General features: G+C 68.4%; 20 protein-coding genes and 2 tRNA genes. 5 read left to right on the plus strand and 17 right to left on the minus strand.

Annotated features, from left to right (window positions below):
* The first annotated feature begins 576 nt into the window (after positions 1-576).
* Complete coding sequence (locus ACTMS9_RS24970) at positions 577-804, plus strand: hypothetical protein (RefSeq protein ID WP_441142666.1); 228 nt, start codon at positions 577-579, stop codon at positions 802-804.
* Between the two features lie 7 nt (positions 805-811).
* Here ACTMS9_RS24970 and ACTMS9_RS24975 read toward each other — a convergent pair whose 3' ends face one another.
* The 7 genes from ACTMS9_RS24975 to ACTMS9_RS25005 all read right to left on the minus strand — a co-directional run bounded on the left by ACTMS9_RS24975 (position 812) and on the right by ACTMS9_RS25005 (position 7,159).
* A complete protein-coding gene (locus tag ACTMS9_RS24975) occupies positions 812-1,609 on the minus strand; it encodes a carbon-nitrogen hydrolase family protein (protein ID WP_441142668.1) in 798 nt (265 codons plus the stop codon).
* Between the two features lie 39 nt (positions 1,610-1,648).
* On the minus strand, positions 1,649-2,482 hold the full coding sequence (locus ACTMS9_RS24980) for an EamA family transporter (RefSeq protein ID WP_350795819.1): 834 nt from the start codon (positions 2,480-2,482) through the stop codon (positions 1,649-1,651).
* Positions 2,483-2,591: 109 nt separating this feature from the next.
* Complete coding sequence (clpX, locus tag ACTMS9_RS24985) at positions 2,592-3,887, minus strand: ATP-dependent Clp protease ATP-binding subunit ClpX (RefSeq protein WP_210776027.1); 1,296 nt, start codon at positions 3,885-3,887, stop codon at positions 2,592-2,594.
* 210 nt (positions 3,888-4,097) lie between these two features.
* A complete protein-coding gene (locus tag ACTMS9_RS24990; RefSeq protein ID WP_210776026.1) occupies positions 4,098-4,760 on the minus strand; it encodes an ATP-dependent Clp protease proteolytic subunit in 663 nt (220 codons plus the stop codon).
* A 10-nt stretch (positions 4,761-4,770) separates the two neighbouring features.
* The gene (locus ACTMS9_RS24995) at positions 4,771-5,412 is read right to left on the minus strand and encodes an ATP-dependent Clp protease proteolytic subunit (RefSeq protein WP_088960728.1); all 642 of its coding nucleotides are present in this window, start codon (positions 5,410-5,412) and stop codon (positions 4,771-4,773) included.
* 172 nt (positions 5,413-5,584) lie between these two features.
* Positions 5,585-6,937 (minus strand): trigger factor, encoded by a 1,353-nt coding sequence (tig, locus tag ACTMS9_RS25000; RefSeq protein ID WP_441142672.1) that lies wholly within the window; start codon positions 6,935-6,937, stop codon positions 5,585-5,587.
* Positions 6,938-7,085: 148 nt separating this feature from the next.
* Positions 7,086-7,159, minus strand: a tRNA-Pro gene (locus ACTMS9_RS25005).
* A 271-nt stretch (positions 7,160-7,430) separates the two neighbouring features.
* Between ACTMS9_RS25005 and ACTMS9_RS25010 the strand changes: the two genes are divergently transcribed.
* Positions 7,431-7,501 (plus strand) — tRNA-Gly (locus ACTMS9_RS25010).
* Positions 7,502-7,566: 65 nt separating this feature from the next.
* Here ACTMS9_RS25010 and ACTMS9_RS25015 read toward each other — a convergent pair.
* The 7 genes from ACTMS9_RS25015 to ACTMS9_RS25045 all read right to left on the minus strand — a co-directional run bounded on the left by ACTMS9_RS25015 (position 7,567) and on the right by ACTMS9_RS25045 (position 11,860).
* Positions 7,567-8,700 (minus strand): site-specific integrase, encoded by a 1,134-nt coding sequence (locus ACTMS9_RS25015; RefSeq protein ID WP_441166157.1) that lies wholly within the window; start codon positions 8,698-8,700, stop codon positions 7,567-7,569.
* Positions 8,693-8,902 carry an excisionase family DNA-binding protein gene (locus ACTMS9_RS25020; RefSeq protein ID WP_130330370.1) on the minus strand — a complete coding sequence of 70 codons (210 nt, stop codon included), beginning with the start codon at positions 8,900-8,902 and terminating at the stop codon, positions 8,693-8,695. Before ACTMS9_RS25020 ends, ACTMS9_RS25015 begins: the two co-directional genes overlap by 8 nt.
* Positions 8,903-8,966: 64 nt before the next feature.
* On the minus strand, positions 8,967-10,532 hold the full coding sequence (locus ACTMS9_RS25025; RefSeq protein WP_441166158.1) for a replication initiator: 1,566 nt from the start codon (positions 10,530-10,532) through the stop codon (positions 8,967-8,969).
* Positions 10,522-10,728, minus strand: a complete 207-nt coding sequence (locus ACTMS9_RS25030; RefSeq protein ID WP_441166159.1) for a hypothetical protein — start codon at positions 10,726-10,728, stop codon at positions 10,522-10,524. Before ACTMS9_RS25030 ends, ACTMS9_RS25025 begins: the two co-directional genes overlap by 11 nt.
* An 84-nt stretch (positions 10,729-10,812) precedes the next feature.
* Positions 10,813-11,061 carry a helix-turn-helix domain-containing protein gene (locus tag ACTMS9_RS25035; RefSeq protein WP_441166160.1) on the minus strand — a complete coding sequence of 83 codons (249 nt, stop codon included), beginning with the start codon at positions 11,059-11,061 and terminating at the stop codon, positions 10,813-10,815.
* Positions 11,058-11,414: a hypothetical protein gene (locus ACTMS9_RS25040; protein WP_441166161.1), complete on the minus strand. Its 357-nt coding sequence runs from the start codon at positions 11,412-11,414 to the stop codon at positions 11,058-11,060. The genes ACTMS9_RS25035 and ACTMS9_RS25040 overlap by 4 nt, the downstream gene beginning before the upstream one ends.
* Positions 11,411-11,860, minus strand: a complete 450-nt coding sequence (locus tag ACTMS9_RS25045) for a hypothetical protein (RefSeq protein ID WP_441166162.1) — start codon at positions 11,858-11,860, stop codon at positions 11,411-11,413. The genes ACTMS9_RS25040 and ACTMS9_RS25045 overlap by 4 nt, the downstream gene beginning before the upstream one ends.
* Before the next feature lie 345 nt (positions 11,861-12,205).
* On the opposite strand from ACTMS9_RS25045, the gene ACTMS9_RS25050 reads away from it, so the two are divergent.
* The 3 genes from ACTMS9_RS25050 (at position 12,206) to ACTMS9_RS25060 (ending at position 14,844) form a co-directional block, all read left to right on the plus strand.
* A complete protein-coding gene (locus ACTMS9_RS25050) occupies positions 12,206-13,048 on the plus strand; it encodes a sigma-70 family RNA polymerase sigma factor (RefSeq protein ID WP_441166163.1) in 843 nt (280 codons plus the stop codon).
* A gap of 59 nt (positions 13,049-13,107) precedes the next feature.
* Positions 13,108-13,854 (plus strand): hypothetical protein, encoded by a 747-nt coding sequence (locus tag ACTMS9_RS25055; protein ID WP_441166164.1) that lies wholly within the window; start codon positions 13,108-13,110, stop codon positions 13,852-13,854.
* Between the two features lie 789 nt (positions 13,855-14,643).
* Complete coding sequence (locus ACTMS9_RS25060) at positions 14,644-14,844, plus strand: SEC-C metal-binding domain-containing protein (RefSeq protein WP_441166220.1); 201 nt, start codon at positions 14,644-14,646, stop codon at positions 14,842-14,844.
* Positions 14,845-14,978: 134 nt separating this feature from the next.
* On the opposite strand, the gene ACTMS9_RS25065 is transcribed toward ACTMS9_RS25060, so the two are convergent.
* The 3 genes from ACTMS9_RS25065 to ACTMS9_RS25075 form a co-directional block, all read right to left on the minus strand.
* Positions 14,979-15,623 (minus strand): class I SAM-dependent methyltransferase, encoded by a 645-nt coding sequence (locus ACTMS9_RS25065; protein ID WP_441166165.1) that lies wholly within the window; start codon positions 15,621-15,623, stop codon positions 14,979-14,981.
* Between the two features lie 644 nt (positions 15,624-16,267).
* Positions 16,268-16,843, minus strand: coding sequence for a hypothetical protein (locus ACTMS9_RS25070; protein WP_441166166.1), 576 nt, complete (start codon positions 16,841-16,843; stop codon positions 16,268-16,270).
* Between the two features lie 269 nt (positions 16,844-17,112).
* Positions 17,113-17,508, minus strand: coding sequence for a hypothetical protein (locus ACTMS9_RS25075; RefSeq protein WP_441166167.1), 396 nt, complete (start codon positions 17,506-17,508; stop codon positions 17,113-17,115).
* Between the last annotated feature and the right edge of the window lie 491 nt (positions 17,509-17,999).

Consider the following 17,999-nt stretch of genomic DNA (forward strand, 5'->3'; position numbering starts at 1 on the left):
CCAGTCCGGGGTATAAATCATAATTGGCACTGGCTTTTCAAGCACCCTGTTGAGTTCTCAAAGAACAACCACACACCATCCGAAAGCTCCACACCGTGGAACCCCCGTCTGGGGCAACCTCTCTAACTTACCCGGTCCGACTTTCGCTGTCAACCTCGCGTTCGAGGTGATCAACTTGGTACGGCCCGATCCACGCTGACGCTCACCGTGTCCGGTGGTCGTTTCTGTCGTGGGAAGTCGGCAGACCGGCCGATCGCCGCTTCGCGGCCACCCGCCCGGCTCCCTGCCGGCTTTCGAACTCTACCCGGTCGGTCTCGCGATCGCAACCCCGTCTTCCGGGGTGTCTCGCACCGCCCGCTCCTCAGCCTCGCTCGGCGTCTCCGCCACGAGCCTGGTACCCGCTCTCGGCCGGTTTGTCCGGCCTCCCGCGTGCAGAGAGAAAGTTACGCGGACTGGCCCGGAGAAGGCAAATCAATGATCGTCATTGGCGGATCCGGCGTGCGGTCCGGCGCCCCGCCGGCGTACCCGATCGGATCGGCGCGCCGGCCGGCCCGGCGGCGTGCCAGAGTGGCTGCCATGGATCCCGTGTCCCGATCCCCGGCGGTCACCCTCGCCGACGAGGCGCTGCTCGGACTCCTGGCGCCCTTCTGGCAGCTGGTGATCGCCGCGGTCGTGCTCGCCGTCGTCGTGCTCTCGATCGCCCGGCTGGCCCGGCGCGGCCGGTCCCGGATGACCACCGCGTTGCTCGTCACCGCCGCCGCGATCGTCGGCCTGACCGTGATCGGCGTACTCGTCCAGGGATGACCGGCGCTCAGAGCCGCCGGTTGGCGAGGCTGGGCAGCTCGGTACGGATGGTGTGCAGGCGGTCGAGGTCCAGCTCGACCACGCTCAGCCCAGGGCCGTCGGGCACCTGGCCGAGCACCGTCCCCCACGGGTCGACCACCATGCTGCGCCCGAAGCAGGTGCGCTCCGGCTCGTGGTCACCGATCTGACCGGCAGCGGCCACGAAGCACTGGTTCTCGATGGCCCGCGCCCGCAGCAGCACCTCCCAGTGGTCCCGGCCGGTGTGCATCATGAACGCGGCCGGCACGACCAGGAGCTGCGCTCCCCCGTCGACGGCCAGCAGCCGGTAGAGCTCGGGGAAGCGCAGGTCGTAGCAGATCGACAGACCGACCCGCAGACCCTCGACGTCGACGACCACCGGCTGGTCGCCCGGGGCGACCGTCGCCGATTCGAGGTACGACACCCGCCCCGGGATCTCCACGTCGTACAGGTGGATCTTGCGGTAGCTGGCGGCGAGCGAGCCGGAGCGGTCGAACACCAGGGAGGTGTTCCAGGTGTGCGCCGGATCCGGGCCGGCCTCGTGGAACGAGCCCGCCACCACCCAGATGCCGAGCCGCTCGGCGACGCCGGCGAAGAAGGTGCCCACCGTGCCGTCCACCGGCTCCGGCTCCGGCATCGCCTTGGCGGGGCCGAGGTAGTCGACGTACTCCGGGAGGACCGCGAGATCCGCGCCGGCCGCGGCGGCCCTGACCAGCAGGGCCTCGGCGGCGGCCAGGTTGGCCGCCCGGTCGTCGCGGGCGTTGAGCTGGCAGACGGCGACGCGCATGGAGATGAGGGTACGGGCGGACGACGGCCGGGGACAGCGTCAGACGCTGGCGAGCACCAGGGCGCCGGCGGCGAACCCGAGACCGGCCAGCTGCACCGGCCGGAGCCGTTCCCGGTCCACCGCGAGCGCGAGCAGCACGGTGCTGGCCGGGTAGAGCGCCGCGATCGCGGCGACCACGCTCAGGTGGCCACGGGCCGCGGCGGCCAGGTATAGCGCGTTGGCGGCGCTGTCGAGCAGGCCGGCGGCGGCCGCCCAGCCGAGTACTCGCGGACCGATCCGCAGGCGTACGCCGGTGCCGACCGCGAGCGCGACACCGAAGACGATGGAGCTGAGCCGCAGCGCCAGCACCGGCCACATGCCGGCGGCCGGACCGGCCTGGCCGAGCAGGGCGAAGAAGACGCCGAAGAGCGCCCCGGCGGTGAGGGCCAGCCCGATCACCCGGGTGGACACCGCGCCGCGCGCGCCACCCTCGCCGAGGCTGACCAGGGCGATGGCGAGCACGGCCAGCCCCGCCCCGCAGAGCGCGAGGGTGCCGGGCCAGCGGGCGGTCAGCAGCCCGGCGATGATCGGCACCACCGCGGCGGTGATCGCCGTGACCGGCGCCACCACGGCCATCATCCCGGCGGCGAGGGCCCGGTAGAGCAGCATCACCCCGGCGGCGCCGGCGACGCCCGCACCGAGCCCCCACGCCAGGTCGACGGCGGTGGGGGTGCCGGGTACCACCAGCACCAGCAGGAGCAGCAGCGGCACGCTCAACACCTGGGAGACCACGGTGACGGCGACCGGGTCGGCGCGGCGGGACGCCTTGCCGCCCGAGAAGTCGGCCGTGCCGAAGGCGACCGCGGACACCGCCGCCAGCATGATGGGGAACATCGGACGGTCCTACCAGACGACGGGCGGACCCGGCCAGTGTGATCCCGTACCGAACGACGGCACGGCCACCAGTGGTGGCCGTGCCGTCGTCGTCAGTGTGGTGCGCCGGTCAGGCGGACTTCTCCTCGCGCTCCCGGCGGGCCCGGCGGCCGGTGAACTCCCGCGGGACGATGGTCGGGTTGACGTTCTCCAGGACCACCTCGCGGGTGATCAGCACGCGGGCGGCGTCCGGGTTGCTCGGCACCTCGTACATCGCGGAGAGCAGGACCTCCTCGATGATGGCGCGCAGGCCACGGGCACCGGTGCCGCGCAGCATCGCCTGGTCGGCGATCGCCTCCAGCGCCGGCTCGTCGAACTCCAGCTCGACCCCGTCCAGCTCGAAGAGCCGCTGGTACTGCTTGACCAGCGCGTTGCGCGGCTCGGTGAGGATCCGGACCAGGGCGCTGCGGTCCAGGCTGCGCACGTTGGTGATCACCGGCAGCCGGCCGACGAACTCGGGGATCAGCCCGAACTTGAGCATGTCCTCCGGCATCACCTGGCTGAAGATGTCGTCGGTCGACCGCTCGGAGACCGACCGGAGCCGGGCGCCGAAGCCGGTGCCGCCGTGGCCGGTGCGGGCCTCGATGATCTGGTCGAGACCGGCGAAGGCGCCACCGCAGATGAACAGCACGTTGGTGGTGTCGATCTGGATGAACTCCTGGTGCGGGTGCTTGCGTCCGCCCTGCGGCGGCACGTTGGCCACCGTGCCTTCCAGCATCTTCAGCAGCGCCTGCTGGACGCCCTCGCCGGAGACGTCCCGGGTGATCGACGGGTTCTCCGACTTACGGGCGATCTTGTCGACCTCGTCGATGTAGATGATGCCGGTCTCGGCGCGCTTGATGTCGTAGTCCGCGGCCTGGATCAGCTTGAGGAGGATGTTCTCCACGTCCTCGCCGACGTACCCGGCCTCGGTCAGCGCGGTGGCGTCGGCGATGGCGAACGGGACGTTCAGCATCCGGGCCAGCGTCTGCGCCAGGTGGGTCTTGCCGCAACCCGTCGGGCCGAGCAGCAGGATGTTGGACTTGGCCAGCTCGACGGCGTCGCTGCCGGAACCCGGCGCGCCGGCCGCCTCGGCCTGGATCCGCTTGTAGTGGTTGTAGACCGCGACGGCGAGCGCCTTCTTGGCCTGGTCCTGACCGACGACGTAGTTGTCGAGGAACTGGCAGATCTCCATCGGCTTGGGAAGCTCTTCCCACTTCACCTCGCCGGACTCGGCCAACTCCTCCTCGATGATCTCGTTGCAGAGATCGATGCACTCGTCGCAGATGTAGACCCCGGGGCCCGCGATGAGTTTCTTGACCTGCTTCTGCGACTTGCCACAGAAGGAGCACTTCAGTAGGTCGCCGCCGTCACCGATCCGTGCCACCTACGTTCTCCCTGCACTCGTCGGCCGGAACGCCGGCCCTGACCTGCGGGCGCCGCGCGCCCGTCCGTCTCGATCCCTGCCGCCGGCCCGACCCGGCCAGCGGTACGGAACCGACGTTACCCGCTGACGGAGGTTTCTCCGACCCCCAAAACGGGTGTGTCAGAGGTCGGCCGGAAACGACGCTCCGACCGACCTCCGACCCGGTACTGCTCAGGTAGCGGCCTGGGCCGCCAGGAGACCCTTCTTGCGGCTGGTCAGGATCGTGTCGACCAGCCCGTACTCCTTGGCCTCCTCGGCCGTCATGATCTTGTCCCGGTCGATGTCCTTGCGGACCTGCTCGATCGGGCGGTTGCAGTGCCGGGAGAGCATGTCCTCCAGCTGGGTCCGCATCCGCAGGATCTCCCGGGCCTGGATCTCGATGTCCGAGCCCTGCCCGTAGCCGCCCTCGGTGGCCGGCTGGTGGATGATGATCCGCGAGTTCGGCAGCGCCATCCGCTTGCCCGGGGTGCCGGCCGACAGCAGGACCGCCGCCGCGCTGGCCGCCTGACCCAGGCAGACGGTGGAGATGTCCGGACGGACGTACTGCATGGTGTCGTAGATCGCCGTCATCGCGGTGAACGAGCCACCCGGCGAGTTGATGTACATGATGATGTCGCGGTCCGGGTCGGTGCCCTCGAGCGTCAGCAGCTGCGCCATCACGTCGTTGGCGGACGCGTCGTCCACCTGGACGCCGAGGAAGATGATCCGGTCCTCGAAGAGCTTGTTGTACGGGTTGGACTCCTTGACCCCGTACGACGTGCGCTCGACGAACGACGGCAGGACGTAGCGGTTGTGCACGGCCGCGAACTGGGGCGGCAGGCTCAGATCGGTCATCGTCAGCTCCTCAGCTCAGGGTCCCGGCGCCATCCGGAACCTGAGCGGCCCCGATGATCACCTTGTCGATGAAGCCGTAGTCCATGGCCTCCTGGGCGGTGAACCAACGGTCCCGGTCCGAGTCCGCCTCGATCTGCGCCTGGCTCTGGCCGGTGTGGTGCGCGACCCGCTCCTGGAACATCCGCTTGGTGTAGAGCATCTGCTCGGCCTGGATCGCGATGTCGGAGGCCGTGCCGCCGAGACCACCGGACGGCTGATGCATCATGATCCGCGCGTGCGGGAGGGCGTACCGCTTGCCCTTCGTGCCGGCGCAGAGCAGCAGCTGGCCCATCGAGGCCGCCATGCCCATCGCCACGGTCGACACGTCGTTGTCGATGAACTGCATGGTGTCGTAGATCGCCATGCCGGAGTAGACCGAGCCACCCGGCGAGTTGATCCAGAGGTTGATGTCGCGGTCCGGGTCCTCCGCCGCGAGCAGCAGCAGCTGCGCGCAGATGCGGTTGGCGACCTGGTCGGTCACCTCGCTGCCCAGGAAGATGATCCGCTCCTTGAGCAACCGGTTGTAGACCGAGTCGTCGAGGTTGCCAATGGAGTCGCCACCGCGGGCCTCGATCGCCCGGAGCGACTTCTTGGGGATGTGCATGTCGGTCATGGCAGCCCTTCGCTCTCCGTACCGTCCTCACCGACACTAACCGCTCAGCCGGGTGATCGACTCCCGGTCGGGGCACTGTTCGCTCTCAGCGCAGTTGTGCCTCCGACCTACCCGGAAAACGGTTTCGGCCGCCGTCCACCGCAACGGGCGGACGGCGGCCTACCGGGGAAGATCAGTGCTCGTGGTCGTGCTCGTGAGCCTGCTCGCTCTCGGCCCGCAGCGCCTCGAGGGTGACCTCGTTGCCGGCGGTGTCCTTGATCTTGATCTTCTCCATGACGGCGGCGAGGGCCTTGCCACGACGGACGTCACCGAAGACGGCGGCGGCCGCGCCGGAGCGCACCAGCTGGTCGTAGTACTGCTGCGGCGCCATGCCGGCGCGCTGCGCGCGGTGGACGATCTCGTGGCCGAACTCGTCGTCGGAGACCTGGACGTCCTCGGCGTCGGCCAGCGTGTCCAGCAGGAGCTGGATCTTGACGCCCTCGGTCGCCGCCTCGTTCAGCTCGGCGTCGATCTGCTCCTCGGTCTTCTCCTCGGCGGCGAGGTACTCCTCCAGCGAGGCGCCGATCCGCTCCAGCTGGTCGATCATCGCCGCCTTGCGGCTCTCGACCTCCTCGCGGACGACACCCTCCGGCGCCGGCACCTCGGCGGCCCCGACGAGCTGCTCCAGGGCCTTGTCCCGGGCGGCGTAGATCTGCTCGACCCGCTTGCCCCGGGTGACCCGCTCGCGCAGGTCGTCGCGGAGCTCGGCGATGGTGTCGAACTCGCTGGCCATCTGGGCGAAGTCGTCGTCCAGCTCCGGCAGCTCCTTCTCCTTGACCGTGCGGACGGTCACCGCCACCTCGGCGTCCCGGCCGGCGAAGTCGCCGCCCACGAGCTGGGTGGTGAAGGTGGTGCTCTCGCCGGCGGCGAGGCCGACCACGGCCTCGTCCAGCCCCGGCAGGAGCTGCTTGCTGCCGACCTCGTGCGAGATGTTGCTGGCCGAGCCGCCCGGCACCTCCTCGCCGTCGACGGTGGCGTTCAGGTCGATCTGGACGTAGTCACCCTCCTGGGCGGCCCGCTCGACCGTCTTCAGGGTGGCGAACCGCTCGCGCAGGCTCTTGACCTGCTCGTCGATCTCGCTGTCGTCGATCTGCAGCTCGTCCACGGTCACCTCGACGGTGGCCGGGTCCGGCAGGGTGATCTCCGGGCGGACGTCGACCTCGGCGGTGAAGTTGAGCGAGTCACCGTCGTTGAACTCGGTGATCTCGACCTCCGGGCGGCCGAGGGTCTTCAGGTCGTGCTCACGGACCGCCGCGAGGATGTTCTGCGGGATGGCCTCCTGCACCGCCTCGTTGAGGACGGTGCCCCGGCCCACCCGCTGGTCGATGACGGCGGCCGGCACCTTGCCCCGGCGGAAGCCGGGAACCTGCACCTGCGAACCGATCTCCCGGTACGCCTTCCTGAGGCTCGGCTCGAGCTCGACGAACGGCACCTCGATGGCGAGCCGCACGCGCGTCGGGCTCAGAGTCTCGACGGTGCTCTTCACAGGCGTACTCCTTGACGGATCTCAGTTTGAGTCTGGGCGTGTTTGCGCGCATCGAGTGTAGGCGAGCCGGGCTGCTGCTCCGGCAGCGCCCGGGTACCGCGCGACAAAAATCGGCGACGGCCCGGGCGACCCGGCCGGCGGACGACAGTCGGGGTGGCGGGATTTGAACCCACGGCCCCTCGCTCCCAAAGCGAGTGCGCTACCAAGCTGCGCCACACCCCGTGGCGACGAGAAGTGTATGCCGTCGGCACCGGCCGGAGGTGCCGGGGAGGCCCCCAACCCGCCGAACCCCCACCAACCGGACGGCCCCGGGCCGCCTGGCGGCGGCCGCCCTGGCCGCACTTTCGGAGAAAGAGTGGCCTCCGGGCGATGCGAGGCCACTCCCTTCTCTTGAAGTGCGCGGAGCACGGGAGGGGACGCGTGGATATGCCTGTGCGCGGTGGGTGGGGCGACCGGGTAGGCTGTCGGCGCGTCCCGTCGTGGCGGGGCGACTGCGGGCGTAGCTCAATGGCAGAGCTTCAGTCTTCCAAACTGACGGTGCGGGTTCGATTCCCGTCGCCCGCTCGGACACGATGGCCCAGGTCAGAAGCGATATCCGACCTGGGCCATATTCATGTCTGCCGGCAGGGCTAGCGGTCGTGCCCGCTACGTGCCCGATCCCGTTCCTCGGCGATGCCGGCGCTGAGCGCGTCGGCAATGCTTCTGTCGCGCTGGGTCGTGGCGTGCTGGTAGACCATCGCGGCCCGGGTCGAGCCGTGGCCCATGCGCGCCATCAGGTCCGCGAGGCTGGCACCGGTGCCAGCCGCCAGGGTGTTGCCGGTGTGCCGCAGATCGTGGAAGTGGAAGCCGGCAAGGCCGGCGGCAGCGGCCGAGGCCGACCAGCTCGCCGCCTTCTGGAAGTTGGAGCGGCGCAGGGCGGCACCCTTCGCGCCGGTGAAGACCAGGGCGTCAGGGGAGTCGGCGACGAAGTCGCGCAGGTGACGCCGGAGATCCGGGCGGATGGCCGCAGGGATCGTGACGGAGCGACGGCCGGCGGCCGACTTGGGCGGGCCGAAGATCAGGCGTCCGTCTGACATCTCGACCAGGGTCGCGCGGACCGTGAGGGTCTGACAGCGCGGGTCGAGGTCGTGGCGGCGCAGCGCCGCGAGTTCGCCGAAGCGGAGGCTGGTGAAGGCGGCCAGCAGCACCAGGGCACGGAAGCGTGCGGGTACCCGGCTGGCGATGTCGAGGACCTGGGCGATGGTCGCCACGGGTCGCTCCGGGGTGTGGTGCTCTCCCGCTCCCCTGATCCGGCAGGGGTTGCGGCGGATGAGTTCGTCGTCGACGGCGGTGTTGAGCACGGCGTGCAGCAGTCGGTACGCCTTGGCGGTCATGGTTGCGGTCACACCGTCTGCGACGAGTTCGGCGTACCAGGCCCGGACCATGCCGGGCGTGAGGTCACTGAGCAAGACGGTGCTCAGGGTGGGCTGGATGTACTTGCGGTACAGCCACCGGTACAGGTCCACCGTCCGGGGCCGCAGGTTCGGCCGATGGTCAATCCAAGTGGTCAGGTACTCCCCCAGCGCGACACGTCCCCGGTTCGGGTCGTGCCAGGTGCCCTTGAGGATGTCAGCTTCCACAGCGGCTAGCCACCGGTCGGCGTCGGTCTTGCGGGCGAAGGTGTGTGGTGCCGGCCGGTCGATGCCGTCCGGGCCGGGGTAGCGGGCTTGATACCGGCCGGACGGGAGTTTGCGGATGCGGCCGAAGCGGCGCTTGCTAGCCATAGACGTGCTCTCCCTTCCGGTAGCGCAGGACAGGTCGGATGGCGTCAATGCGGCCTTGACGGATGTAGTCGGTGAGGTCGTCGGGGTGGAACCGGACGTACTTGCCGACCTTGTAGAAGCGGATGCGGCGCTCAGCGACGATGCGGCGCACGAAGCGGACTCCGGTGCCGAGCCGTTGGGCGGCTTGCTCGACGGTGAGCATGTCGACGTCGCGGGGTTCGTTCAGAGCGGTACTCCTCTCGTGATGACGGACAGGTCGTGCGGGTTCAGGCGGCAGCGGTCATCTCCTCTCGTGCGGTCTCGTGTCGCTCTCTGGCCAAGGCGGCGGCGGTGTTGGCCAGGAGGGCGTCTCCGGTGGTGCGCCAGCCGGAGCCGGCGTAGGACAACAGGCCGACGATCAGCGTGGTGTCGTCCTTGGGCTGGTCGGTGTATTCGTGGCCGGTTTCGGTGCGTCGCCAGATGATCCGGGCGTCGCGGAGGATGCGGAAAGTGACGGAGTAGCGGCGGCTTTTGGTGAGGAAGTGGCCGCCGAAGCCGAGCATGTGCGCCCAGCGTCGAAGCTGTTGCCAGTCGCGGTGGCCGCCGAGGGTCCAGCAGGCGTCGACGAGCCGTTCGGGATGGGTGCCTTGGTGGTTGGCGTAGAGGTCGATGACCTCGCCGTCGAGGCGGCGGGAGACGTGACCGGTGGCCTCGGTGCTCTTGGTCGCGTATTTGGCGAGGTAGCCGGCGGCCCGGCTGTCGGTGATGTCGCCGTCGGTGTTGATGGGACGGATGTCGACCTGCTCGCCCCAGGTGATGCGCCAGCCGGCCGGGTTGGCGGGGTGGGGGCGGGTGGTGAAGGCGACGGTGGCGGCGGCGTGCTCGACGGCGGCGATCAGGTCGTCAACGGTCAGGGCGGCCGGCGGCGGGACGACGGCCTCCGGGTCGGGGTTGACGCCGTCGAGGCGGACGATGCCGTGGTAGTGCACAACGGCGCGGCGTTGCATCTCGGCGACCTTGCCGAACGAGGGCTTGACCGGCGGCACCCGACGCACCCGGCCGGATTCGGTGATCTGCTCCACCCACGGGAGGCCGAGCTGGCGGGCGCGGGCGCGTAGATGGCGGCTGATGGCGATGGTGGTGCGGCGCCACAACTCCGGTGCGGCGTGGTTCCACACCACCTGGGCGTCGTGGTCGTAGCAGTCCAGGCACAGCGGCTGCCCGAGCCGGGGATCGTTGTCCTCGTGACGCGCCCAGCACACGGTCGGCTGGCCGTGCTCGCAGGGCCAGGCAGTGGGATCAGTGGCGCGGCGTGGGTGGCAGGGCTCGGCGCGGCAGTCGCAGCGGCGGCGGTTGCCGCAGGTATGCCGCTTCACCACCCGCGTGTGCACGGTGCCGAACGACGGCGCGGTAAACGTGGGGAACACGGCCGGATGCTGGGCGACGGTGGCGGGGATGCCTTTGCCGCCCGCGAGGCCGGCGCGCAGCAGCTGGTAGGCGTCACGCTGGTAGGTGCGGGCGCACGAGGGGCAGACGGCGTGGCGGCGGTTGCCGCACGGCTTGTAGATCTCCCCGTCCGGCAAGTCAGCGGTGGCGACCGAGGCCAGAAGGCGGCCGGTGGCCCGGTCAATCGTGGCGACCTCGCCCGCCAGCCGGATCGGGTGGGAACAGCCCGCGGCTGTCTTCACATGGTCGAGCCAGTCGAAGACGCCGGGGTCGCAGGCGCGAGCGAAGGCGGATTCGTCGCGGCCGACGAACGCACCCGGCGAGCCTGCGGGGTGGCGGTGAGGCCGACGCCCCGGACCAGCGGTGGTGTGCTGGTCCGGGACAACGGTGATCAGGTCAGCGGCCACGAGTGCGGACCGCCTTCGTGGGCAGGTGAGTGATCGGGCCGGTGCCGAACGGGTTCGGTGCGTCGAAGATCCGGCCGAGCAGTGAGGCCACGTGCGCGGGCAAGGCTGCGCGGTGGTGCTCCCACAAGTAGATGTCGCGGATGAGTTGGTAGGTCTTCGGCAGTTCCACGCCGTCCCTGGCGGCGAGGATCTTCATGCGGCCGATGAGCTGGACCGGTTCCCAGCCCCGGGCAAGCCGGGGTTGACGCCAGCGGTAGGTAATCGGGGCGGGTGGTGGTGGTCATGCGGCCACCTCGATCAGCACCGCCAGGTCCACGCCCAGGACGCGGGCGAGGTCCCGCAGGACCGACAGCCGGTCCACGGGGATGCGGTCGTGTTCGACCTTGGCCAGCCAGGTCTCGGACCGGCCGACCAACTGAGCGCAGACAACCTGCGACAAGCCGCGACGGCGGCGCAGCCGAGCAACGGTCTGCCCGAAGGTTGCAGGAGGGTTGACGGTGGCCTGCCGGGTGAGGGTGGCAGTGGTCATTGGGCCACCGCCGTTCGGGTGGTCTTCCACCAGCCGTGGTTGTCGGCGAAGACCCGGCCGTAGATGCGCGAGTTGCGGCACCGGGTCGAGCGGTAGATAGCCACGTCGGCGACCGGGGCTGCCGGCGGCGGTGCCGGCAGGTCGAAGACCTGGCACAGCAGGTCCGTGTAGAGCGGGGAGGTGCGAGCGCCGTTCTCCCAGCGCGACAGCATCGTCTTGAGCGCCGAACGCTCGGGCAGGCTCACCTTCCGCCGGGCGGCGGTGGCCTCCAGGAGGACAAGCACCTTCGCTTGGGTCCAGCCACGCGCGGTGCGCAACTCCTTGAGCGGCAGGGCGCTGGTAGCGGCGGTCATGCCGTCACCACCGAAGAAACCTCGGTGACCTCAGCAACGCAAGACGGGCAGGCGCACTGCGGGTCGCGCGGGTCGGCGCAGCGGTTCGCCACGCACCACTGGCAGCCCGGACGGCCGCACCAGTAGCACAGCTCGATCGTGTCGTCGGCCGTGAAGCCGGGCAGGCCGAACAGCCGGCCCAATAGCCCCTCGTAGAAAGGGGACACGGTGACGGTGCCGCTCTCCCAGCGGCATAGGTTCCGCTTGAAGGTGGGCCACTCCGGCAGCCGCACGCCCTCATCGGCGGCGACCGTGCTCAGCCGGCGGAACACCTCCAACTGCGACCAGCCACGCGACTGACGCAGCTTCCTCCACGGCCACACGAACGATTCGCGGGCAGGTGCAGGGGTGGTGGCGTCCGTGGCGAGCACGGACAGGGCATCCAGCAGCGCGGTGCGATCGAGCACCGCAGGCAGGTTCAGCGCCTTTCCAGGGGCCAGCACATCCCGAAGCGCCGCCAGAGCAGACAGAAGGCGAGCTTCGGATAGCGCCGAGGAGTGGCCCGAGGCGCATAGAGCAGGGTGAACGGTACGCTGGACAGGCATCGTCGTTCCTTTCGCAGAGGTCCCGATGCATCTGGCCTCGACGGGCCGCAATCCCGTCGGGGCCTTTCTCGTTGCGCTCCCCGTATCCCCCGTAAAGGGGGGTTGCATATCGATGTTTGCTGACGTTACGCAAGCCCCCTTGCTGGGGTCAAGCCCTGTTCTGAGGTAAGGTGCGTGAGTCGTCTAGCGCACAAGGCGGGAGGGGCCGTGGAGATCGCTCCGCAGGTCTTGGCCGAGATTCACGACCCGGGAGAACGGGCACGCAAGGCGAGCGACCTGATAGACGAGCATCAGGCGGCGGTCAACGAGCTGTCCCGGCTGCGCCGCGAAGCCCTCGACGAGATGGTGTCGCAGGGAATGACTCATGCCCAGATCGCCCAGGTGGTCGGCATGACCCGTGCCCGCGTCGGTCAACTCCTGTCGTCCGGACCCCGGCCAGAGCGAGCGATGCTCGGCACCGGACCCCTCACAGTCGCCGTTGGCGGCAAGTTCGAGGCAGACAAGGAGAACCCGTACGCCGTCGTCTCCGCCGAGATGCTCGCCGCCTACGAGAAGCTGTCCAACCTCGCCCGGGGACTCGGCTTGAAGACCGAGTACGAGGTGGTGCCGCCGCCGGGCATGGTCGACCTGAACCGCACGAACCTGATCGTCGTCGGCAGCCCTCGCATCCTGCCCTTCGTCGGCCAGGTGCTCGCCTCCGATCCCAAACTGGGCTTCGGCAAGGATGACGGCGGCCTGTACCTGGTCAACCACCAGACCGGCGAAGAGTTCCACTCGCCATCGGACAAGGGCGAGCCAGTCGACTACGGCTACATCGGCCGCCTGCCCCGCCCCGACGGACGCGGCACCTTCCTGTACCTCGCCGGAATCCACGCAATGGGCACCCTCGGCGTCGCTCAGTACCTCGAAGACCACCTGGACGAGCTGTACCGCGAGGTCAAGAACCGCCGGTTCTCCCTCCTGGTGGCCTGCACCTACGACCCGAAGAAGCGCACCGTGAAGAAGGTCGACGCACTCACGCCGATCTACCGCAGTGAAGGCGTGGCCTGATGCGCGTCTCAACCGCGTCCGAAGCCGGCAACCCGAAGTCACCGAACGAGGACTGGGCTATGGCCAGCGAGAGCCTGATCGTGGTTCTCGACGGTGCCACCGCCCGCACCGGCACCGGATGCGTTCACGGCATCGCCTGGTACGCCGCCAAGCTGGGCTCAGCCCTCGCCGGCCTGGCCGCCGACCGCGACTCCGAACTGGCCAACGCGCTGATGTACGGCATCCGGTTCACCGCCGACCAGCACCGCGACACCTGCGACCTCAGCCACCCCGGAACACCCTCAGCAGCGACAGCCATGCTGAGGCTCAAGGACACCGCGCTTGAGTACCTCGCCCTCGGTGACGTCACAGTGCTCATCGACACCGCCGACGGCATCCAAGTCATCACCGACGACCGGGTGGACAAGACCGCCCGAGCCGAACGCGAAGAGGCCGACCGGCACCCGTTCGGGTCGGCCGAGAAACAGGCGGCGTTGCTGCGGATGAAGCATGCCGAGCTGGCCGCCCGCAACCAGCCCGGCGGCTACTGGGTGGCAGCCGCGGACCCGTTCGCCGCACAACACGCCATCACTGGGGAAGTCCCGCTCGACAGTGTCCGGCGGGTCGCCGTGCTGACCGACGGTGCTGCCCGCCTGGTGGCACTGTTCGGCCTACTCGACTGGCCGGACGTGCTCGACGTCCTGGAGCAGAGCGGCCCGACCGAGCTGATCCGCCGGGTACGCGCCATCGAGGCCGCCGACCCGTCCTGCATGCGATGGGCACGCAACAAGAGCAGCGACGACGCGACTGCCGTGTTCGCCTGCTAACGCTGCCGGGGAATACCAAACCTTCTAAGCAGGGGGCCAGCAAAGTTGACGCTAATTCTCTCCCTCATGAATTCCGAGTACAGCATTCAGGTAAGCGACCGCAGGTTAACGGCTGGCACCCGGGTAGTAACGGAAGAGTCGGCAAAGGCTACCGTCCTCTCTTGCGACGACGCTCGTTTCATAGTGGGGTTCACCGGCCTCGCCGGGCTTGGAAGGTTCAACACTCAGAGATGGATAATGGAAGCGTTGACGGCCATGGCGCATGCCGGAACAACGACTTCTCAAGGCTTGGTGTCAGGCTTGGTGGAAAGACTAACGGACCAGTTCCGAAAGCTGCCCGCCCCCCTCACTGCAAAGCGACTCACCGTTCTGATGACGGGCTACCGATACGAGCATGGGCAATCAGGCACCCCTGTTCCACGCGCGTCTGCTGCCGTCATAACCAACTTCGAACACCTCACGAGCGATCAACCTCCGCTATCCGAGGCGCGAGATGAATTCAAGGTGCGCTACGAAAGGGCTCGCGACGGATTACCCGAGGAGCCGACGCATGTTCAGCATGTGGGGGCGCGTGCAGCGCTAAGGCAGGCCGACTTGGAATATTTGCGAACGATGCTCGCACGCCGACTGCCGGCTCACTCGGTCGCTGAACGTGCCATCGATGTAGTGCACCGAGCAGCTGGGGCCAAGGAGGCAGCGGGGACTGTTGGTCGTCAGCTGATGGTCACGACAATTACGTCCGACGCCGGCACGGAGCCCCAGGGCCGTTATGTCACCGCCAAGAACTCGATGATTAGCTACGGACCGGATCGGGTCTTCGCTACCTCTGACGTGACACTGGCCGTTTCAAGCCCTCAAATCGCGGCTGTTTCGCCAGGTGCGCGACCGACCGCAGTTCCTATCGTCCCCCGAAAGTGGCCGTGCCCATGCGGCAGCGGCGACCGATACAAGGACTGCCACGGACAGCTGCCGCGCCAGCGCCGGAGGTAACCGCAAAACTCGGGGTGCTGGCGTGCCACCGGCGATGGAGACCGCGGGAGACCGCCGGAGATGTCGGGCTTCAGTTGATGCGTGACGGCTTGGTGTCAGATGTTGGGTGACAACGTCCGGCCAGACGATCGGTGCTAGGGCTCGCGGCGGGCGAAGAGGACGGCTCCTGGAACGGCCCGGTCCAGGCCGAGCAGCAGTTGAGCCTCGACCGCGAATCCGGCATCGCGGAGCCAGGCCTCCATTTGGCCAGGCTGGCGGCGGTGGACGTAGACCTTCATCGGGTGACCACCGTAGCCCTGTGTCTTCAGCCGCGATTCGTCGCCGACGTGAAAGCCGAGCAGCAGCGGTCCGCCGGGACGCAGCACCCGCCAGAATTGGCCGAAGACTGTGGAGATCGCGTCGTCGGGGATGTGGATCAGCGACCAGAAGGCGAGCAGGCCGGCAACCGAAGCGTCGGCGAGGTCCAGTTCCGTCATCGAGCCCACCTCGAACCGCAGGCCGGGGTGATGGCGCCGAGCCAGGTCGACCATCGCGGGTGACAGGTCGATGCCAAAGGCGTCGACGCCCAACTTGCGCAGGTGGGCGGTGACGTGTCCTGGTCCGCAGCCCACGTCCGCCACCGACCCGCCGCCGGCGGCGTGAACCATGTCGGCGAACAACGCCAAACTCCCTTGTAGGTAGGGCTCGTCAGCGAGAGCGTTGCGCGTCCGGTCGGCGTAGTCGACCGCGACGGTGTCGTAGGACGTGCGGGTGTCAGCCAACCAGTCTTGATCGCTCATCCGGGCGAGGGTAGTGACTCGACGGAGTGTCATGCATCAACTGGAGCCGGGACGTAACGCGTCAATCGGAGTACGACAGGAGACCGCCGGAGAGGTCGTGAGAACTTTCTGTACGTCTTCAAGGCGGCCCGCAACGGGCCGCACGCGCCGCCGCCTGGGCGCGCGTCCGTCGCTCCGCTGGCGCTCCGACTCCGGCCACGCAACACGCCCGGCGGCTGGCGCGGAAGCGGGGAGCCCAAGGGGCCGCCGCAGGACGACAGGTCGTTGATCGGTGGGGTGGTGAGCCGGCAGCCGGCCGGGCCGCGCGGCCACGAGCCCGCGCGGCGCAGGGGAGCGCACGCCGGCCGCGTCGGCGAGCTGGCGGCGGTCGCGGGGTCGCGGTTACTGCGCCTCCGGCGGGGGCGCTCGGGCTCCGAGATGGTTGGACAACCACGGCGCGTCGCGGTCCGTGGGTGGTTGCGGTAGGCCATCCCGCCTGCCATCGACCCGGGCAAGCCGAGCAGACCACCGCCCGACCCGCCAGCGTCCGAACGTGCGTCAAGGTCCGCTTGACGTGGCGGGCCGGGCGGTAGCCCGCTCCCCAGGAGGGCGGGTCGAGGGCAGACGGGATGGCGAGTATCTTCACCTCTGCTGAGCTGAGTTGCTCAGCCCTCATCCTTGGTTAGCTTGGCGATGACTCGTTCTCTTTCGGGATTGTCAATGTCAATGTCAAGATGCATCACCATCGAAAGCTTGGATAGGCGGGCGCTAACCTCAGTGAACTCACCCTTCCCTGCGGTGTAACCGTATATCGATGCATTAGTATCGCTTGCGAGACGACCAATCGGAAGGCCTCCTAGAATGGTAATCTCTGCTCGTAAGCCTGCCAGGTTGGCCATGTGAGACTTGAAAATCTTATCTTCGGAGCCTAGTTGCTCGCGCAACTCGGAGAGCAAGTCTTTGTCTTGTGATCCCGTCGGCACATCTTTGAGCCTCTTGATCTTTTCTGCCAAGCCCCGAATTTCATCGGAAGCGTCAACGGCCTTTTCGGCAGATCTGAGATATTGGGCGTACGCGGCTCGCTTTTCGGCAATTAGACCGTGTGCTCGCTCGTTTTGGGCTTGTATTTTCATGGCCTCAATTTGTGACTTCCGGCCCCTGCCGGCGGTCCAGACAGTCCCGGCCACGCCTCCGATGCCGGCGATGCATGTAGCTACCGGCCCCACCCATTCCCATGCCATCACAGCATCATGGCCTAAAGGTGGCCCCATGGAAACTCTCCGAGGCAGGTCCCCCTAGGTGGCAAGGAGTCAGGCCGTCTGCTGCCGCATCCCGTCAGTGCGGGGCACACAGGGGGCACAAGACACTGTGAAACGTCGTCAAGCAACCGTGAACGATGGCAGCCTGAGACGCCGTGTGAGCAGGCGTCGCACGCCTTCCCCGCTGGTGGCGGGACAGCCGCCCTAAGTTCCGCTTCAACGTCTGACAATGGGAGCGGCTCGGCCCCGATTTACCGAGGCCGCTTGTCCTCCACGTGTACGACGTCAAGCTCATGGCCGTCCTGGTCTCGCTTGCTGCGTCCGTGCAGACCAACGGCCAGATCGCTGGTGTCTGAGATCTCGTCGGGTCCTACGTAGGTCAGCACGTCGTTGTGGTGGCCGTAGACCACCCATCCGGGACCGGGATCGAGGGTGATGGTGCCGAAGTCTCCAGCGGGTGAGCCGGCGTAGACGGGGCCGTATTCGCGCAGGATGTCGACGGCCTGAGCGGCGAGGTCAACGCTGGGTCCGGGGTCTGGTAGTACGACGCACGTGCCGTGGGCGAATACGACCCAGGACTTGCTGTCCCCTCGGATGATGCGACGCCAGGTTCCGGCCAGATCTTGCTCCGACATGAGGATGATCATCCCCGAGTTGGTGCACCAGCGCTACCCGCGAAGCGTGCCCGAGGCGTGCCCGATACAGCGGTCAAGAGGGGGCAACCGGAGACTGCAGGCCGTAGCAGAACTGAGCAATCCGGCCGAGTCACCTCTGGTTGCGTTGCTGCTCAACAGGGAGGCTGGCCTAGCTGCCGGACAGACGACAGGCACCTTCCAAACTGACGGTGCGGGTTCGATTCCCGTCGCCCGCTCCAAAAGACCTCCGGCCCAGCTCGGAGGCACTTCCCCCCGATCCTGCGCCGGCGGGCCACTGCACTTGATCTTGCCGGCCACACCTGGGCCGCCAGCTGTCGCGGCCAGCTTGGCGCGCCGGCCGATCCAAGCCTTGCCTCCGACGGGGCGCTCTGGTTTCTGGGATGGGCAGCCATCCCGCCCACCGTCGAACCAGCGGAGCCGAGCAGCCCAGCGCCACCAGTGTGTGGGTCGACGGTGGACGGGATGGCACGGGAGCGGGGCCT

The sequence above is a fragment of the Micromonospora sp. L31 genome (assembly GCF_052068075.1).
GTDB classification, from domain to species: Bacteria; Actinomycetota; Actinomycetes; order Mycobacteriales; family Micromonosporaceae; genus Micromonospora; species Micromonospora purpureochromogenes.

Excerpts from the sequence above, each read along its gene's own strand:
- ACTMS9_RS24970 (WP_441142666.1), top strand. The coding sequence starts at position 577 with ATGGATCCCGTGTCCCGATCCCCGGCGGTCACCCTCGCCGACGAGGCG.
- ACTMS9_RS25070 (WP_441166166.1), bottom strand. The coding sequence starts at position 16,843 with ATGGCATGGGAATGGGTGGGGCCGGTAGCTACATGCATCGCCGGCATC.
- ACTMS9_RS25020 (WP_130330370.1), bottom strand. The coding sequence starts at position 8,902 with ATGCTCACCGTCGAGCAAGCCGCCCAACGGCTCGGCACCGGAGTCCGC.
- ACTMS9_RS25060 (WP_441166220.1), top strand. The coding sequence starts at position 14,644 with ATGATTAGCTACGGACCGGATCGGGTCTTCGCTACCTCTGACGTGACA.
- ACTMS9_RS25065 (WP_441166165.1), bottom strand. The coding sequence starts at position 15,623 with ATGAGCGATCAAGACTGGTTGGCTGACACCCGCACGTCCTACGACACC.
- ACTMS9_RS24995 (WP_088960728.1), bottom strand. The coding sequence starts at position 5,412 with ATGACCGACATGCACATCCCCAAGAAGTCGCTCCGGGCGATCGAGGCC.
- ACTMS9_RS25030 (WP_441166159.1), bottom strand. The coding sequence starts at position 10,728 with ATGAAGATCCTCGCCGCCAGGGACGGCGTGGAACTGCCGAAGACCTAC.
- ACTMS9_RS24990 (WP_210776026.1), bottom strand. The coding sequence starts at position 4,760 with ATGACCGATCTGAGCCTGCCGCCCCAGTTCGCGGCCGTGCACAACCGC.
- ACTMS9_RS25035 (WP_441166160.1), bottom strand. The coding sequence starts at position 11,061 with ATGACCACTGCCACCCTCACCCGGCAGGCCACCGTCAACCCTCCTGCA.
- ACTMS9_RS25055 (WP_441166164.1), top strand. The coding sequence starts at position 13,108 with ATGGCCAGCGAGAGCCTGATCGTGGTTCTCGACGGTGCCACCGCCCGC.
- ACTMS9_RS25075 (WP_441166167.1), bottom strand. The coding sequence starts at position 17,508 with ATGATCATCCTCATGTCGGAGCAAGATCTGGCCGGAACCTGGCGTCGC.
- ACTMS9_RS25015 (WP_441166157.1), bottom strand. The coding sequence starts at position 8,700 with ATGGCTAGCAAGCGCCGCTTCGGCCGCATCCGCAAACTCCCGTCCGGC.
- ACTMS9_RS24975 (WP_441142668.1), bottom strand. The coding sequence starts at position 1,609 with ATGCGCGTCGCCGTCTGCCAGCTCAACGCCCGCGACGACCGGGCGGCC.
- ACTMS9_RS24980 (WP_350795819.1), bottom strand. The coding sequence starts at position 2,482 with ATGTTCCCCATCATGCTGGCGGCGGTGTCCGCGGTCGCCTTCGGCACG.
- ACTMS9_RS25040 (WP_441166161.1), bottom strand. The coding sequence starts at position 11,414 with ATGACCGCCGCTACCAGCGCCCTGCCGCTCAAGGAGTTGCGCACCGCG.